The sequence below is a fragment of the Urechidicola sp. KH5 genome (assembly GCF_054661455.1).
This window is the reverse complement of record NZ_BAAFSW010000004.1, coordinates 253,260-268,849: the sequence shown is the minus strand read 5'-3', so window position 1 is coordinate 268,849 and position 15,590 is coordinate 253,260. Positions and strand designations below refer to the sequence as shown.

At 32.9% G+C, this 15,590-nt stretch carries 16 protein-coding genes; 8 read left to right on the top strand and 8 right to left on the bottom strand.

All coding sequences use genetic code 11. From position 1 onward, the window contains the following. Nucleotides 1-2: 2 nt before the first annotated feature. Nucleotides 3-1,901 (bottom strand): hypothetical protein, encoded by a 1,899-nt coding sequence (locus ACYQ5R_RS12295; RefSeq protein ID WP_460191255.1) that lies wholly within the window; start codon nt 1,899-1,901, stop codon nt 3-5. A gap of 168 nt (nt 1,902-2,069) precedes the next feature. On the opposite strand from ACYQ5R_RS12295, the gene ACYQ5R_RS12290 reads away from it, so the two are divergent. Then, nucleotides 2,070-3,368 (top strand): cryptochrome/photolyase family protein, encoded by a 1,299-nt coding sequence (locus ACYQ5R_RS12290; protein WP_460191319.1) that lies wholly within the window; start codon nt 2,070-2,072, stop codon nt 3,366-3,368. Between the two features lie 51 nt (nt 3,369-3,419). Further along, entirely contained in the window at nt 3,420-4,514 is a 1,095-nt protein-coding gene (locus tag ACYQ5R_RS12285) for a CNNM domain-containing protein (RefSeq protein WP_460191254.1), read from the top strand. Here ACYQ5R_RS12285 and ACYQ5R_RS12280 read toward each other — a convergent pair. Then, nucleotides 4,511-5,185 (bottom strand): toxin-antitoxin system YwqK family antitoxin, encoded by a 675-nt coding sequence (locus ACYQ5R_RS12280; RefSeq protein ID WP_460191253.1) that lies wholly within the window; start codon nt 5,183-5,185, stop codon nt 4,511-4,513. The two genes, ACYQ5R_RS12285 and ACYQ5R_RS12280, sit on opposite strands and share 4 nt — an antisense overlap. A gap of 32 nt (nt 5,186-5,217) precedes the next feature. Next, nucleotides 5,218-5,664 (bottom strand): heme-binding domain-containing protein, encoded by a 447-nt coding sequence (locus tag ACYQ5R_RS12275; protein WP_460191252.1) that lies wholly within the window; start codon nt 5,662-5,664, stop codon nt 5,218-5,220. 50 nt (nt 5,665-5,714) lie between these two features. On the opposite strand from ACYQ5R_RS12275, the gene ACYQ5R_RS12270 reads away from it, so the two are divergent. Next, nucleotides 5,715-5,960: a hypothetical protein gene (locus ACYQ5R_RS12270; RefSeq protein WP_460191251.1), complete on the top strand. Its 246-nt coding sequence runs from the start codon at nt 5,715-5,717 to the stop codon at nt 5,958-5,960. Between the two features lie 203 nt (nt 5,961-6,163). Here ACYQ5R_RS12270 and ACYQ5R_RS12265 read toward each other — a convergent pair whose 3' ends face one another. Next, nucleotides 6,164-7,108 (bottom strand): NAD(P)-dependent alcohol dehydrogenase, encoded by a 945-nt coding sequence (locus tag ACYQ5R_RS12265; protein ID WP_460191250.1) that lies wholly within the window; start codon nt 7,106-7,108, stop codon nt 6,164-6,166. Between the two features lie 356 nt (nt 7,109-7,464). Between ACYQ5R_RS12265 and purB the strand changes: the two genes are divergently transcribed. The 5 genes from purB to ACYQ5R_RS12240 all read left to right on the top strand — a co-directional run bounded on the left by purB (nt 7,465) and on the right by ACYQ5R_RS12240 (nt 12,017). Continuing rightward, a complete protein-coding gene (gene purB / locus ACYQ5R_RS12260) occupies nt 7,465-8,808 on the top strand; it encodes an adenylosuccinate lyase (protein WP_460191249.1) in 1,344 nt (447 codons plus the stop codon). Then, nucleotides 8,808-9,182 carry a hypothetical protein gene (locus tag ACYQ5R_RS12255; RefSeq protein WP_460191248.1) on the top strand — a complete coding sequence of 125 codons (375 nt, stop codon included), beginning with the start codon at nt 8,808-8,810 and terminating at the stop codon, nt 9,180-9,182. The genes purB and ACYQ5R_RS12255 overlap by 1 nt, the downstream gene beginning before the upstream one ends. Beyond that, nucleotides 9,182-9,952, top strand: a complete 771-nt coding sequence (locus tag ACYQ5R_RS12250; RefSeq protein WP_460191247.1) for a TerC family protein — start codon at nt 9,182-9,184, stop codon at nt 9,950-9,952. Before ACYQ5R_RS12255 ends, ACYQ5R_RS12250 begins: the two co-directional genes overlap by 1 nt. Before the next feature lie 364 nt (nt 9,953-10,316). Then, complete coding sequence (locus tag ACYQ5R_RS12245; protein WP_460191246.1) at nt 10,317-10,847, top strand: GNAT family N-acetyltransferase; 531 nt, start codon at nt 10,317-10,319, stop codon at nt 10,845-10,847. Between the two features lie 102 nt (nt 10,848-10,949). Next, entirely contained in the window at nt 10,950-12,017 is a 1,068-nt protein-coding gene (locus ACYQ5R_RS12240; protein ID WP_460191245.1) for a DUF4421 family protein, read from the top strand. On the opposite strand, the gene ACYQ5R_RS12235 is transcribed toward ACYQ5R_RS12240, so the two are convergent. From ACYQ5R_RS12235 to ACYQ5R_RS12220, 4 genes are read right to left on the bottom strand one after another with little or no spacing between them, the layout of a single operon-like run. Further along, a complete protein-coding gene (locus ACYQ5R_RS12235; RefSeq protein WP_460191244.1) occupies nt 12,010-12,594 on the bottom strand; it encodes a DUF6134 family protein in 585 nt (194 codons plus the stop codon). The genes ACYQ5R_RS12240 and ACYQ5R_RS12235 overlap by 8 nt on opposite strands. A 49-nt stretch (nt 12,595-12,643) precedes the next feature. Further along, nucleotides 12,644-13,066 (bottom strand): secondary thiamine-phosphate synthase enzyme YjbQ, encoded by a 423-nt coding sequence (locus tag ACYQ5R_RS12230; RefSeq protein ID WP_460191243.1) that lies wholly within the window; start codon nt 13,064-13,066, stop codon nt 12,644-12,646. Next, on the bottom strand, nt 13,066-14,250 hold the full coding sequence (gene lhgO, locus ACYQ5R_RS12225) for an L-2-hydroxyglutarate oxidase (protein WP_460191242.1): 1,185 nt from the start codon (nt 14,248-14,250) through the stop codon (nt 13,066-13,068). The genes ACYQ5R_RS12230 and lhgO overlap by 1 nt, the downstream gene beginning before the upstream one ends. Further along, nucleotides 14,240-15,550, bottom strand: a complete 1,311-nt coding sequence (locus ACYQ5R_RS12220) for an MFS transporter (RefSeq protein ID WP_460191241.1) — start codon at nt 15,548-15,550, stop codon at nt 14,240-14,242. Before ACYQ5R_RS12220 ends, lhgO begins: the two co-directional genes overlap by 11 nt. Nucleotides 15,551-15,590: the final 40 nt, after the last annotated feature.

The following is a 15,590-nucleotide window of genomic DNA, read 5'->3' as shown; positions in this document are numbered from 1 at the left end:
ATTTAATTTTGGTTCACACAATTTTCGCAATATGTTTTTCTTAAAAACTCATCATCTAACAATTGAAATGTTACTCCACCATCGCTTACAGGATTAAATATCCTACAAAATCTGCGTGGATTTAAATTATAGGCATTAAGCATAATTGTTCTATAATCTGATGTCTGTGTTAATTTATTATCTACCATCGTAAGGTTAAGGTAATAGAACAATAAATTCTCGTCTACATCAATCCTTCTTACCTCGTCCTGCAATAAAACAACTGCCAATCCTGTATTTGAATAGTAGCTAAAAAATTGTGCGAGACTTAAGTAATCAAAACTGGAAAGTGGAAACTTTTTATAGGTATCGTTTATATATTTAACTGATTTATCTTTATTGATATAATCTCTTTTAGGCATTAAATTTTCTGCTTTGATAATATGATAATTTACCATCATTCTAAACACCAATGTTTTATCAATACCATAATTATCGGTCAATTCAAGTATTTGGTTTTTTAGCTGAGATTCTTCAATTGGAATAGATTTATAGCGCCATAACCTTATTTTTAAGACTGTAATATTATATTGTAACTCTTTACTTTTTGGAGCGATTTTTTCTAACTCCAATAATTGTTTATAAACAATGAGCATTTGAGTCTCCTGATACATGTACCTCATTGAATAATTCTTATTCAAAATAGTGAGGTATTTAATCTGATTTGGCACCTCCATACGCGTTAAAAAATCTGGAGAAATCTCTTTTGATTTAATTCTTTCAAATATTGAATTTTGTAATGCAATTGCTTGAGGTAAATCGTCTTCTTCAACTGCCTTGTTAAATCTACTCAATAACTCTTCAGAAGATAAATCAATGAAATTATCTTTCTTTTCTAGCTCTAACTCCAATATGGCCTTTCTGTGTTTAGATAGATAGGGTTCTAACTCATTGAGTAAACTCCCCCTGAGTTCAGCTTTAATTTCATTTTTACTTTTATCTTTAAAATAATCATACTTTGTACCCTTTGTATCATTAAAAAACTCAACCCAATTTTCTGATGAAGATATCTCAAGCTCAATTGTAGGTTTTTGAAAAGATTGCAAAGCAACTAAAATACTGTTCGCACGTTCTTTATGTAATTCTATATTTCTCTTTAGTGTTCCTTCTACCGACGCATAAGCTCTAATTTTTATACTTTTTATATTGTAGTCTGTAATTTGTAAAGAATCATATATCGGTTTAATATCTGCATTCGAATATTGTGATATATTTTTCTTAAAGGGAACTACAAATTTCAAGGTTTTATTTTTAATTATATATCCTTTTCTTGAAGCGGTGCTTATCTCTTTAGGGTTGAATGTTAGAGAATCTAAATACATTCCCATATCTAATAAATCCCAGCCATACCGTTCTAAATCGTAGGTAGTCACATATCTACAAAGTGCATTGTTCGTTAAAAATAAAATATTGAATTCTATTTCTTTATCCAACAAATTATCAGGTATAGTACCTACAGGTAACCGATACGAATTCGCACCCATTTGGCGTATGTCAGATACAATTTGTTGAGTATAAATGGGTTCTATTAATGTACCTCTGACCTGAGACCTGTCAATACTATAAATATCACAATCGTATCTATCTTTTGAAATAATATCTACGGCCAACCCGTCTAATGGTTCATTGAATAATTGCAATAGCCAATCTTTATCATTTACTTGAAAGAAAAGTTGATTTCCCTCTTGTTGAACAGAAAAACCAACTTCTTTTGGTTTCTCTCTAAAAATTCTAAAACATTCTACACATTTTTCAAATCTTTCAGCCTCTGAAGTTGGAAATTGAATATTAAAATTATTTTGGGAGTAAGATGTTTTTGTAAAAAACATCGAGAATACAATTAAATATAAGATTCTTTTCATTCTATTTTTTTGATAAGTTGATTTGGATATCTAATTTAAGAACAATTGTCAAAAAATCAATTAATTAACAACAAAAATTAGGTGTCAAACATTTTAAAATGGTTTATGAGGAATCTCTGATTTCAAATATTAAATTTGAAGAAATATTCATTGAATTTTAAACGTACTATGCAAGGAAAAGAAAAAGTAGCTGTTTTTTGGTATCGAAGAGATTTAAGATTACTTGACAATCACGGGCTATACAAGGCGATTTCGAGTGGTTTACCTGTTGTCCCTATCTTTATTTTTGATTCAAATATTTTGGATGAACTTCCAAAAAATGATGCGCGTCTAACACTAATTTATAAAGCACTTGAGAATATCCACAAGAATTTAAAACGTAAAGGCTCCGGACTCGTATGCAAAAAAGGAACCCCAATTGAAGTTTGGAAAGAGCTTGTTACTACATACAATATCACAAAGGTTTTTTGTAATGAAGATTACGAGCCTTATGCTTTACAAAGAGATAAAAAAGTAGAGGAGTTATTGAAAACGCATAATATTACCTTTCATCAATTCAAAGATCAGGTGGTTTTTGCCAAGAACGATATTTTAAAAAACGATGGAACTCCTTACACCGTTTACACACCTTTTAAAAATAAATGGTTAGCTCATCTTACCGAAGACGACACGAGAGAATATACAAGCTATCAAATAGAAAAGTTTCAAAAATTTGAATGTGATTTCCCATCAATTGCATCCATCGGATTTGAATTTTCATCTATTGACATCAAACCGTTTCATTTAAATGATCTCACAAATTACGACGCCGATAGAAACTTTCCTGCGCGCGATAACACCACCTACCTATCACCATATTTAAGATTTGGCATGGTTAGCATACGGCATTTGGTTAAGACAAACAGACAGCATCAAACTTTTATAAACGAACTCATTTGGAGAGAGTTTTTTATGCAAATTCTCTTTCATTTCCCTAATGTCATACATCAAAATTTTAGAAGAAAGTACGATGGCATACAATGGCGCAATAACACCGAAGAATTTGAACGTTGGAAACAAGGTACCACAGGTTATCCTATGGTAGATGCAGGCATGCGTGAATTAAATGCTACTGGATATATGCACAATAGAGTTCGTATGGTAGTTGCAAGTTTTTTATGCAAACACCTTCTTATTGATTGGCGTTGGGGAGAGGCCTACTTTGCCGAAAAATTATTAGATTTCGAATTGGCCTCCAATAATGGTAATTGGCAATGGGCGGCTGGCACAGGTTGCGATGCTGCTCCCTATTTTAGAGTATTTAATCCGACTGAGCAAATAAAAAAATTCGACAAAGAACTGAGGTATATCAATAAATGGATTCCAGAACTGAACTCTCTTAACTACCCTCAACCTATAGTTGAGCATAAATTTGCAAGAGAACGTGCTTTGAAATCTTATAAAGCCGGCATTGAAAGTTCTATTTAAAATAAAACTCCGTACCTTTGTAAGCCAATAATTTAAGTTTAAACATAAGCAATGGCCCTACTTCTCGCCTATCTATTTTTAGCACTTTTTGTTTCATTTTTGTGTTCTATTTTAGAATCTGTATTGTTATCTACACCTCAATCTTTTTTAATGGTTGAAGCAGAAAAAGGTAAAAAATGGGCTGAAAAGTTTATTGATTTAAAGACAAATATAGACAAACCATTATCTGCTATTTTATCATTAAATACAGTAGCACACACTATCGGTGCAGCTGGTGTTGGTTCTCAAGCTGTTGAAGTTTTTGGTAAATCGTCTTTTGGCTATGTATCTGCTGTTTTAACCATCTTAATTCTTGTGGTTACAGAAATTATCCCTAAAACAGTTGGAGCAAATTATTGGAGAGGACTTGCAAAAATGTCGTATCACACCATGCGAGTTATGATTGTAATAACTTATCCATTAGTGTGGATGTCGAGTATTTTGACCAAGCTATTTTCAAAAGAAAAAGTGGAGAGTTCTACAAGTAGAGAAGAAATTGCAGCATTGACAAGTTTAGGAGCAGATGAAGGTGTATTTTCTGAAAAAGAGCATAAGGTAATTCAGAATGTTATTAAACTTAAAGATGTAAAAGTTCGGGAAATAATGACACCACGTGTTGTTGTTTCTGTTGCTGATGAGAATATAGCATTAAAGGAATACGTTAAAAACAAAGAGTTTTTAAAATTTTCTCGAATTCCAATCTACGCGGAGAACGATGAGAATATTACAGGGTATGTGTTCAGACAAACTGTAATGGAAAAGCTTACCGAAAACCAAGGCGACACTTTATTAAAATCTATAAAAAGAGAAATTTTAATGGTGCCAAATACAATGGTGCTATTTACACTCTGGGAAGAACTACTTAATAATAAAGAACAAATAGCATTAATTGTTGATGAGTATGGTGGTCTAGACGGTATTGTAACCATGGAAGACATTATTGAAACACTCTTAGGTCTTGAAATTGTTGATGAAAAAGACACACATGAAGACATGCAAGAATTTGCAAGACAACGCTGGAAATTGCGTCAAGCTAAATACAATTTCTTAGATCAATTGAGTGAGACTGAATCTACAGAAAATGACACCAAAGACACTGAAGATTAGTCGTTTTTAGAAGGTGTCAAATCTTTGCTTTGAGATAATTTTCCATCTTCATAAAATTGCCACTGCCCTATTTTTAGATCGTTTTCATAGATGCCTTTCATTATCAACTCACCATCCAGTTCATAAAACGCAGCAGGACCATTTAATACCCCGTCTACATAAGTAAGCATTTCTACCATTACACCTTTTTGAGAATATTTCTTTGCTATACCATTAAACTTGCCATTCTTATAAGTGGCCTCTTGGGTAACTTTACCATTTAAATAATACACTTTGTAATCACCATTTAATTCACCGTTTTGGTAATTTTCTTCAATCATCACAGAAACTCCATTGTTGTGATAATACTTCCAAGTATCCACTCGCTCTTTACCTTTCATATTTCCGTCACTTTCTTTCACACCTTTTTCTGTAAAAAACTCAACAAAGGCAATACCGTCTTTAAAGGTTTTCACAACTACGGGAAAGTCAGAAGTATTCATGGAATAAAATTTAAAAACACCCACTTCTTTACCATGATCAAAAGTACCTTCATAACGAATTCTACCGTTTTTATGGTTCTTTTTCCAAACCCCATGTCGCTCGCCATTGGAATCAACTTGGTTTATTTCTTGAGCATGCACAGTAAAAAAACCTATCAATAAAAGTAATGAGATAAGGCTACGTATCATAATTAAAAATTTAGGGATGTAATATGATAACTTTATTCAGAAACAGTTATTGTTTCTATCCAAGATTCTAGGGCTGCTAACTGTTCTGCATTTACTTTAGCATTGCCATGCATAATTAAGTAACTTTCTAATGGCATCTCTCCTTCCTCCACTTCTTCTATAATTTCTTTAAGATATTTCTTTTGTTTTTTTGCAGGATACTCGGTCCATGCAGAAAAATTCATTTCTTCTTTACCATGATCTACATGATCTTGCACCCACCAAGAAACCGGAGCAATTTTATCGTACCAAGGATAGCGTGTATTGTTTGAATGACAATCGTAACAAGAATTTTTTATAAGCTGCGCCACTTCTGTAGGAGGCTGATTGTTTACAATAAAATCTGTAGTTGGTACTACGTTAGCTGTATTATATGCTACTGGCACAAATTGAATACCAATAAATACAATTACTAATATTAAAAGAATTTTTTTCTTCATGGTATTTGGTTTTGCATCTAAAAGTACACAAAATTCTTATTTTTGACTGAATGACACATGAACAATTATCGGAACTTTTAGAAAATAAAGTATCGGCCTATAGAGTACATAGAGATCAAGTTGCTGATACTGTGCTCGATAATTTAGAGTCGCTACCACACCTGCTCAATATTACTTTCGACCCTACTAACCCTTTAGCTTTTCATGCCGCATGGGTGTTAGAGTATGTTTTCAATAGAGACCTCAATCAACTATTGCCCTACCTGGATATTTTACAATTAACTTCTCTCGAGTAAAACACGAAAGCCCGTTAGACCTGTTGCTAAGATTTGTGAATTTCTAGCCAAAGCGTATACTGGCAGAAAAGAAAGTTTGGTAAAAGAAGTATTGACAGAGCAACACAAAGAACGAATTATTGAAGCTGGTTTTGATTGGATTTCTTTTAGTGAGCTTTATATAAAACTGTTGACAGTCATTGACATTTTTTATTTCGAAATTATTACAAATTAACAACAACATTACCTGTTTTGGCGCCACGCAACACATATTCATAGGCCAAATTAATCTCTTCTAATGCGTATTCACGATCTATTATTGGCTTAAATTTTTCTTCGCTTAAAAGTTGACAAATAAAAGGAATAGATTTTTCTGTTTTAAACGGAACCGGTATAATAACTTTTTTACGCTTTACTATTGCATACAATACATTTTGAGCATAAGGCCCCAATTCAGAAGATATATACACCCCGTTCTCTTTTAACAAAGGTTTACAAGCACCAAAAGTACTTTTGCCAACCGCGTCAAATATAAAGTCATATTTCGTAGTATCTTCTGTAAAATCTTCTTTGGTGTAATCATAAATTTTATCTGCTCCTAGAGATTTAATTAACTCAATGTTTTTTGTATTGCATATTGCTGTAATATGCACATTAAGTTGTCTTACAAATTGTAAGAGTGCCGAACCAATCCCCCCTGTGGTTCCATTAATTAAAATCCTGTGCCCAGGATGAATATTCACCTTATGAATAAAACTATAAGCATAATGTGCGCCTTCTAAACTTGCAGTAGCTTGCTTATAATCTATGTTATCAGGAATAATAAAAAGATGTTTGTCGGCTACTGTTACAAATTCAGATTGTGATTCTAAACCCATATCGTTAAAACCAAAGACCCTATCTCCAATTTTAAATGAGGTAACATTTTTACCTAACGATACCACTTCACCTGAAAAATCTGTCCCCAATATTATTTTTCTTGGCTTAAAGAACCCTAACAAAAACCTCATAATAAATGGTTTGGCAGTTAGGTTTGCACAATCTGTTCGATTTACGGTTGTAGCAATTACCTTAATTAAAACCTCATTATCTCTTGGCGTTGGTTTTGCAATTTCAGCAATGTGTATCTTATTTGGTAAACCATATGTTTTACGAATTGCGGCTTTCATTTCTTTTCAATTAAATAGTCTTTTTGCCACTCTTTGATAGTATCATATTTTTGAATGTATTCTTGATCAAAATAGTTTTCATTTTTCTTCAACCATTTTCAACTTTTACTTTTAGTTTTTTTATTCCTGTCAACCTATATGAATGGGGTGATAGCATCACTTTTAGGTAATGTTATCCATTTCTACAAAAAGAAATTGTTTTGACAAGTATAGCTAGTTTTTTTGTTGGTTAATACACCAAATATAACTAAATCTCCGTTAACCACAGCACAAATAAAACAGCAAAAAATTATTAGCAATACGCTATAGAAAATTGCATTCGAAACTGTAAATTTGCGCATTTACAACAACACACTATGAGTTTAAATTCTTTAAATGCCATTTCTCCTATAGATGGTAGATACCGAGGTAAAGTTGAGAACTTTGCCCCTTACTTTTCTGAAAAAGCCTTAATAAAATATCGCGTACAAGTAGAGATAGAATATTTTATTGCCTTGTGCGAATTGCCATTGCCACAATTGGCAGACTTTGACAAAGGTTTGTATCCGCAATTAAGAGCTATCTATACAGCATTTAGCGATGCCGATGCACAACAAATTAAAGACATAGAAAAAGTAACCAACCACGACGTAAAAGCGGTAGAGTACTTTATCAAAGAAAAGTTTAACGCATTAAACTTAGATACCTCTAAAGAATTTATTCACTTCGGATTAACTTCGCAAGACATTAACAACACCGCTATTCCCTTATCTATTAAAGAGGCATTGGTAGATGTATATTATCCGTTATTAAAAGAGGTAAAAAACAAATTAGCAAGTTTAGCCGAAGATTGGAAGGACGTACCTATGTTGGCACGTACACATGGGCAACCAGCATCTCCTACAAGATTGGGTAAAGAAATTTATGTGTTTGTGGAACGTATAGAGCAGCAATTAAAAAGCCTAACCACAGTACCACATGCTGCTAAGTTTGGCGGGGCAACAGGGAATTACAATGCTCATAAAGTAGCTTACCCTAACAACGATTGGAAATCTTTTGGAACCAACTTTGTTGAAAATAGTTTAGGCTTACACCACTCCTTCCCTACCACACAGATTGAACATTACGATCATATGGCCGCGTTATTTGATGGTTTAAAACGCATCAATACCATATTAATAGATTTAAACAGAGATATCTGGACCTATATTTCTACAGATTATTTCAAACAAAAAATTAAAAAAGGAGAAATTGGTTCTTCTGCAATGCCACACAAAGTAAACCCAATAGATTTTGAAAACTCTGAGGGTAACTTAGGAATTGCCAATGCTATTTTTGAACATTTATCGAGTAAGCTACCTGTTTCTCGTTTACAACGTGACTTAACAGACTCCACAGTAATGAGAAATGTTGGGGTACCAATGGCACACACAACCATTGGTTTCCAGTCTACCCTAAAAGGCTTGAACAAATTGTTGCTAAACCAAGCCGCTTTTGAACAAGATTTAGAAAATAACTGGGCTGTAGTTGCAGAGGCTATTCAAACTATTTTAAGAAGAGAGGCATATCCAAATCCCTATGAGGCACTAAAAGGTTTAACTAGAACCAACGAGGCTATTACGCAAAAATCTATAGCAGATTTTATTGAAACGCTAGATGTAAGCGAAACTATTAAAGCCGAACTAAGAGTTATTACGCCAAGTAACTACACAGGTATTTAATGAAAAGAATAGTTGTCTACATAGCGTTAATTGCCATTGCATTTGGTTGTGCAGAACAACAAAATGTAGATATGTATAGCTTTAGAGAAGGTTCTTTTGAGATTCCTGCAGGCGATAAATATGATAAAACTACCTTTGTAAGAAATGGCAATTACCAAATTGAAACCTACGGTGAGCGAATTGATAGTTTAGAAATTATTTGGACAGACAATTTTAACTATACGCTTAAAATGTTGCATCCAAAATCTGAACTAGATCAAGATCCAATAAAAGTGCGTATCACAAAAGTTACTGCTAATTCATACGATTTTGAAGCAGTAATTGGACACTCTAATTATAAGCAAATAGGAACCGTAATCAAACTAACTGACTAATGGAAATATTTTTACAAGGAGGTACTTGGGTGGCCTTATTAACTCTCACATTTTTAGAAATTGTCTTAGGTATAGACAATATCGTATTTATTTCTATTACAGCTGGTAAATTACCAAAACATCAAATAAAAAGAGCAACTAGAATCGGGTTATTATTGGCCATGATTTTTAGAATTATCTTGTTATTAGGCGTATCGTTCTTAATAGCAATGCAAGATCCGTTTTTTACGATTGACCTCTCTTGGGCACATGCTGAAATTACAGGGCAAAGTATGATTTTATTTTTAGGTGGTGTGTTTTTACTATACAAGAGTACCAAAGAAATTGGGCATAAAATAGACCATGTAGAAGAGACGAATGCTACTACCAAAAAATTGACAAGTAGTATGAGTATGGTAATTACACAGATTGTTATGATTGACTTGGTCTTTTCTTTTGACTCGGTTTTAACAGCGGTTGGCATGACCAACGGTGTACCAGGTGCCTTAACCATTATGATTATTGCTGTGGTAATCTCTATATTAATTATGATGTTGTTTGCAACACCTATTGGTAATTTTGTAAACAAGAATCCAACAGTACAAATGCTAGCCTTGGCATTTTTAATATTGATAGGATTTATGCTGATTACAGAAGGTGCTCATTTATCTCATGCAAAAGTATTTGGGCAACATGTAGGCGCCATACCAAAAGGCTATTTGTATTTTGCAATTGCCTTCTCTTTGGGTGTAGAGGCACTGAATATGCGCGTACGTAAAAATAAAAAATAAAAAAAAGGCAGCCAACTGGCTGCCTTTTTTAACTTTAATAAGAGCGTAACACATCTAATATGTTGATAATCTAAAATAGGTAAAGAGTATGGTGCATTTTCACATATTACTGTCTCAAAAATTATAATTGAATATTGGAGATAACAAAACACTTAACTGTAACACCAGACATTATCACCATATTATACAACCAAAATGATGAAGGCATTTCGCTCGAAACCTATGTTAACTATAGACTGACATCATTTGTTAGATTTTAAACATCTTACTTACAGTTAGTTAAATTAGTATAAGAAAGAGGTAATTACCCATACAAATTGGAAACATAATTTTGGTACATTACATCAGACTAAAACTAATGGCTATGAAAATTCTAATAAGACAAGCTAAAAAGACTGACTATTCAGACATAAAAAATGTGGTAGAACAGGCATTTAGAGATGAAAAATTTAGCGATCAAACAAAACACGAATTGGTAGAAAGACTCCGAAAATCAAACGTCTATATTCCAGAATTATCGTTAGTCGCCACCTTTGACGACATTATTGTGGGTCATATTTTGCTAACAGAAGTTGATATAGTAGATAAAGACAAAATTCACAGAAGCTTGGCACTAGCACCAGTTTCTGTTTTACCAAAATATCAAAAACAAGGCATTGGTGCTATGCTTATAAAAAATGCACACTCTAGAGCACGCGAACTTAAATTCACTTCGGTAGTTTTAATTGGACATGAGGCTTATTACCCGAGGTTTGGCTATGAGTTGAGTACTGATTACAATATTAATTTTCCTTTTGATGTTCCAAAAGAAAATGCTTTTGTAAAAAAACTAGTTGCTAATGGGCTTAGTGGAGTTACTGGTTTGGTAACCTACCCTCCTGAATTTGGAATTTAGTTTTAAAACGTGAGTATCAAAATTCAATTAAATATTGTGTTAAAATTCAAAATCTGTTTTACCGAAATAAGTATTTTAGTATTTGCAAACTAAACACAATAAATGCGTTATTTATTACTTCTAATTTGTTGTTTAATAAGCTTATTAAGCTATACTCAAACTGAAAAAGTTTCTGATAGTTTGCCTGTTATTTCCTTTCGTGAGTATATAGCTGATTATACAAAACAATTAAATATCAAATTTGAGGTAAGCAACGAAATTCCGAAATATAAAATTCCATTTGCGGGAGAAACTGTAAAAATAGAGCCCAACTTAGGTTTGCGCTATGCCTTTGTTGTAAGTTATAAGTTTTTATCTGTACGTCTAGGAATTAGACCCAAACCTTCTGGAACTAGTGCCACAGAAAAAGGAAAACCTAAATCTTTTAGACTAAAATTTGCTTTATTATTTAATAAATGGTCGCATGATTTTGAATACAACCAAGTACGTGGTTATTACATTGTCGACAAAGGTATTACTGATGAAATATTTCCTAGTGATGCTTCTAACCATATTCAATTTCCCGATTTAACAACGAGAGTGTTTTCAGGCACCTCGGCTTACAAACTAAATGATAATTATTCTGTAAGAGCGACTATTTCTCAAACGGAGCGACAACTTAAAAGCGCGGGTAGTTTTATACCAAGTATTGATTATTGGTATTACAATTTTGATGGACTAGACACTTATAAAAACTTAAGTGGAGAAACCATTGAACGAAACAAATATTTAGAGACACAGGGGTTCAACATAGCAGTAAATATGGGCTACTACTATACATTTGTTAAAAAAAACTGGTTTGCGAATGCATTTGCGATTCCAGGAGTTGGCGTTGATTTTAATTGGAGTGAAGCCTTTGAAAATGGGTCTTCTATAAAAGATAACTTTCAAGAATTATTATGGTCTTTTAAAGGAGGTATTGGTGCGGGGTACAATGGAGAAAAAATATTTGGTGGAGCTTCTTTTGTAAAGCATATTACTAACGAATCTAACAATTCAGATAAAGTACAATTCCAACTTTCGAAAAATTCGTTTTTTCTGTTTATCGGTTATCGATTTAAGGCACCTAAACAAATTGCAAAACCAATAGATAAAATAGAAGAAAAAATTCCACTTCTAGAATCTAATTAGTTGCTTTTAGCGAAAAAGAAATAATACCAGCATCCACTTTCGCACGCACCATCCTACCATTCTTATAGAAATATGTACTTACCTTTCCTTTAGGATTGGTCTTTTCGTATTTCCCATCTCCCAGGTATTTTAAATCGTGAAATTCACCGTGTTCTTCGGCATAAACTTTATTTATACCCTTAGGTTCTTTAAATAATAATAAAATAGTACTGTAATCAATCGAGTCGGAAATTGAAGTAGGTTTTTTCTCATCTAAATAAAACTTATAATTAGAAGTATTCTTTATCGTTCTAGTTTTTGTCTTTTCTTTTCCATGCACAAAAATGTCTACATCTGCTTCTTTTAATCCATGCTCAGAATAGAAAACTTCGTATTTGTATTCAAGGTCAATTCTAATTAAAAAATGATAGTCAATTTTTGTATGGCTATTATATTGCTTTAGGCCATCTATCTCTCTCATCTCAGCATCTAAAACACCAATAGACTTACCTTTAAAAATTAAATCAAAACTCAATTTCTCTTGAGCTGAAACATATAAACTACTTAAGAAAATAAATAGGAAAATTACTCTTTTCATGGAACGAAATTTTACTACTGAAATATAGAAAATTTCATTTATAGTGATTCTATCTACCCGATACAGTAATTACTATACTTCTATTTACGCCATAATCACGATGTTCACAGAGATAAATACCTTGCCAAATTCCTAAATTAAGCTGACCTTTCGTTATGGGTACACTTACACTACTACCGAGTAAAGAAGCTTTAATATGCGCAGGCATATCATCAGGCCCTTCATAGGTGTGAATATAATAGGGCTGATTCTCGGGTACCATTTCATTAAAATGTGATTCAAAATCAACACGAACTGTAGAGTCCGCATTTTCATTTATAGTTAAACTTGCTGAGGTATGTTTTATAAAGACATGAAGCGCACCAATCTCCAGGTTCCGAATTTCTGGAATAGCTTCTAAAACTAAATTAGTAATTAGGTGAAAACCTCTCTTATGAGCAGGTAATGTAATTTCTTTTTGGTACCAGTTCATTAGATTTGATTAACTATCTCATCCGCAATTGCCATACAACTTGTAGCTGCAGGAGATGGTGCGTTTAATACATGAATTTGATTTCCTAAAGTTATAATCTTAAAATCATCTACCAAATCACCCTTACTATTTAAGGCCTGAGCCCTGACTCCTGCTCGGGCATAGGTTACATCATTCATTGTTATAGAAGGCATCATACGTTGCAGCTCTTTTACAAATAGTCGCTTTGAAAAAGCGCGTCTATATTCTTCTAAGCCTTTTCTCCAATGCTTAGAAAACAATTTGAGTGTTCCTTTATAAGTCAATGCTTGAAATGTATCTTTCAAAAGAAAGCTGGTATTTTTATACCCTTCTCTTTTAAACGAAAAAACAGCATTTGGACCACACTCTATATCACTATTTACCATTGGTGTAAAGTGCACTCCCAAAAATGGAAATTTAGGGTCTGGTGTTGGATAAATTAGGTTCTTTACTTTATGCTTAGCTTGCTCTGTTAATTTGTAATAATCACCTCTAAAACCTACAATCTGCAAATCCAAATTTGCCCCTCCTTTGGTTGCCAAACGATCTGCAAAAAGTCCACCACACACAATTATTTTTTCAGCTGTAAAAGTACCTAGAGTCGTTTCTAATTTTGAACCATATAGATCTAAAACTTTACAATTTGTAAACACGTTACTTTTTGGTTGAAGCTCTGTAATTAGTTCAGCAAATTTTTTAGTTACACCCACAAAATCAACAATACCAGCACTGGGCACCCAAATGGCTTTAACACCCTCTATAAAAGGTTCTTTTTCTTTAATCTCTTCTGAATTTAGAAACCTTATACCAGGAGTACCATTTTCTATACCTTTTTGAAAAATAGCATCTAAAACAATCACCTCTTCTTTTGTGGTAGCAACAATTACTTTTCCGCAAATATCATGTTTAATTTGATGCTCTTTTACAAAGTTGACCAATTGATCTCTACCATTTTTACAATTTCGAGCTTTATAAGAATTAGGTGTATAGTAAATTCCAGAATGAATTACTCCAGAATTTCGCCCTGTTTGATGCATGGCTAGTTCTGATTCTTTCTCAAGAATGGCAATTGATTTGTCTTTAAACTTCAATTGCAATTTATAGGCAGTAGCTGCTCCAACAATACCTCCTCCAACAATTATATAGTCAAACTTATTGCACATGCTTGGTTTTTTTCATAAAACTTAAAATAATGAAAGATAGGACAAAGAAAATAGCTAAAAATAATACGCTATACTGCATTGAACCAGTGAGTGCGATTAACAATCCAAAAATAAACATACCAAACACGATTGCTAGTTTTTCTGTAACATCATAAAAGCTAAAATAAGTGGCATGATCGTCGGTTTCTGGTAACAATTTTGAATAAGTAGATCTAGATAAAGATTGTATTGCGCCTAACACCAAACCAATTAAGGCCCCTAAACCATAAAAATAATAATGAACATTAGGCTGAGATTTATCTAATATAAAGGCTATCAAACAGACTAAGCCCCAAATAATAATGGTAAGTTTTAGCGCTTTAATATTTCCATATTTAGAAGATAGTCTTGAGAAAATATAAGCGCCAAATATTGCTACAACCTGCACCAAAAGTATTACCAAAATAAGATCTGAAGTAGGTAATTGTAATTCTTTACTTCCAAATATCCCCGCCATTAGTATTATAGTTTGCACTCCAACACTAAACATAAAAAAGGAAATCAAGAATATTTTAAGCGATGGATAATCTTTTAATTCATTTAGTACCTTTTTAAGCTCTTTTAAACCATTCCAAAACACTTCTTTAGCTAGCTTTTCTTTTTTTGTAGAAACTGGTAATCTCCTATAAGTAATCTGTGCAAAACCTAACCACCATAGTCCAACTAAAATAAAAGACAATCGCGTGGCAAAGCCTTTTGAAGCTATACCAAAAGTCTCATGCATCTCAACCAAAACCAAACATAAAATCAATAGAATAATTGAACCAACATACCCATGCATAAATCCTTTGGCACTCACTCTATCTTGGTCTTCTGGATATGCCACCTCTGGTAAATAGGCATTGTAAAACACAATACTTCCCCAAAAACCTATACTAGCCAAAACTGTAAAAAGAAGTCCAACCCATAATGTTTGTTCTCCTTCAAAAAAATACAAACTCATAACAGACAAAGAACCTAAAAGGCAAAATCGCTTTAAAAATTTCAATTTATTGCCTACATAATCTGCTATACCAGATAAAATTGGCGATAGAAATGCTACAATTAAAAATGAAAAAGCTAAGGTATAATCATACAATGTAGTTGGATTCCATTGTGTACCTAAAAACGAAATATCACCTTCAACATTTGCAAAAGACTCCGTAACACCTGTATAATAAATAGGGAAAACTGCAGTACTAATTACTAAAGAATATACCGAATTTGCCCAATCATAAAATGCCCAAGCATTTATGAGTTTTTTATCGCCTTTTTGTAACATAAGATTGGTTGAATGATTAGAAAGTTAGTTCCTGAATTTA

Bases quoted from the DNA above. Each gene is read 5' to 3' on its own strand.
- ACYQ5R_RS12245 (WP_460191246.1), top strand. From the start codon at position 10,317: ATGAAAATTCTAATAAGACAAGCTAAAAAGACTGACTATTCAGACATA.
- ACYQ5R_RS12275 (WP_460191252.1), bottom strand. From the start codon at position 5,664: ATGAAGAAAAAAATTCTTTTAATATTAGTAATTGTATTTATTGGTATT.
- ACYQ5R_RS12295 (WP_460191255.1), bottom strand. From the start codon at position 1,901: ATGAAAAGAATCTTATATTTAATTGTATTCTCGATGTTTTTTACAAAA.
- ACYQ5R_RS12220 (WP_460191241.1), bottom strand. From the start codon at position 15,550: ATGTTACAAAAAGGCGATAAAAAACTCATAAATGCTTGGGCATTTTAT.
- ACYQ5R_RS12290 (WP_460191319.1), top strand. From the start codon at position 2,070: ATGCAAGGAAAAGAAAAAGTAGCTGTTTTTTGGTATCGAAGAGATTTA.
- ACYQ5R_RS12265 (WP_460191250.1), bottom strand. From the start codon at position 7,108: ATGAAAGCCGCAATTCGTAAAACATATGGTTTACCAAATAAGATACAC.
- ACYQ5R_RS12255 (WP_460191248.1), top strand. From the start codon at position 8,808: ATGAAAAGAATAGTTGTCTACATAGCGTTAATTGCCATTGCATTTGGT.
- ACYQ5R_RS12270 (WP_460191251.1), top strand. From the start codon at position 5,715: ATGACACATGAACAATTATCGGAACTTTTAGAAAATAAAGTATCGGCC.
- purB (WP_460191249.1), top strand. From the start codon at position 7,465: ATGAGTTTAAATTCTTTAAATGCCATTTCTCCTATAGATGGTAGATAC.
- ACYQ5R_RS12250 (WP_460191247.1), top strand. From the start codon at position 9,182: ATGGAAATATTTTTACAAGGAGGTACTTGGGTGGCCTTATTAACTCTC.
- ACYQ5R_RS12285 (WP_460191254.1), top strand. From the start codon at position 3,420: ATGGCCCTACTTCTCGCCTATCTATTTTTAGCACTTTTTGTTTCATTT.
- ACYQ5R_RS12280 (WP_460191253.1), bottom strand. From the start codon at position 5,185: ATGATACGTAGCCTTATCTCATTACTTTTATTGATAGGTTTTTTTACT.
- lhgO (WP_460191242.1), bottom strand. From the start codon at position 14,250: ATGTGCAATAAGTTTGACTATATAATTGTTGGAGGAGGTATTGTTGGA.
- ACYQ5R_RS12240 (WP_460191245.1), top strand. From the start codon at position 10,950: ATGCGTTATTTATTACTTCTAATTTGTTGTTTAATAAGCTTATTAAGC.
- ACYQ5R_RS12235 (WP_460191244.1), bottom strand. From the start codon at position 12,594: ATGAAAAGAGTAATTTTCCTATTTATTTTCTTAAGTAGTTTATATGTT.
- ACYQ5R_RS12230 (WP_460191243.1), bottom strand. From the start codon at position 13,066: ATGAACTGGTACCAAAAAGAAATTACATTACCTGCTCATAAGAGAGGT.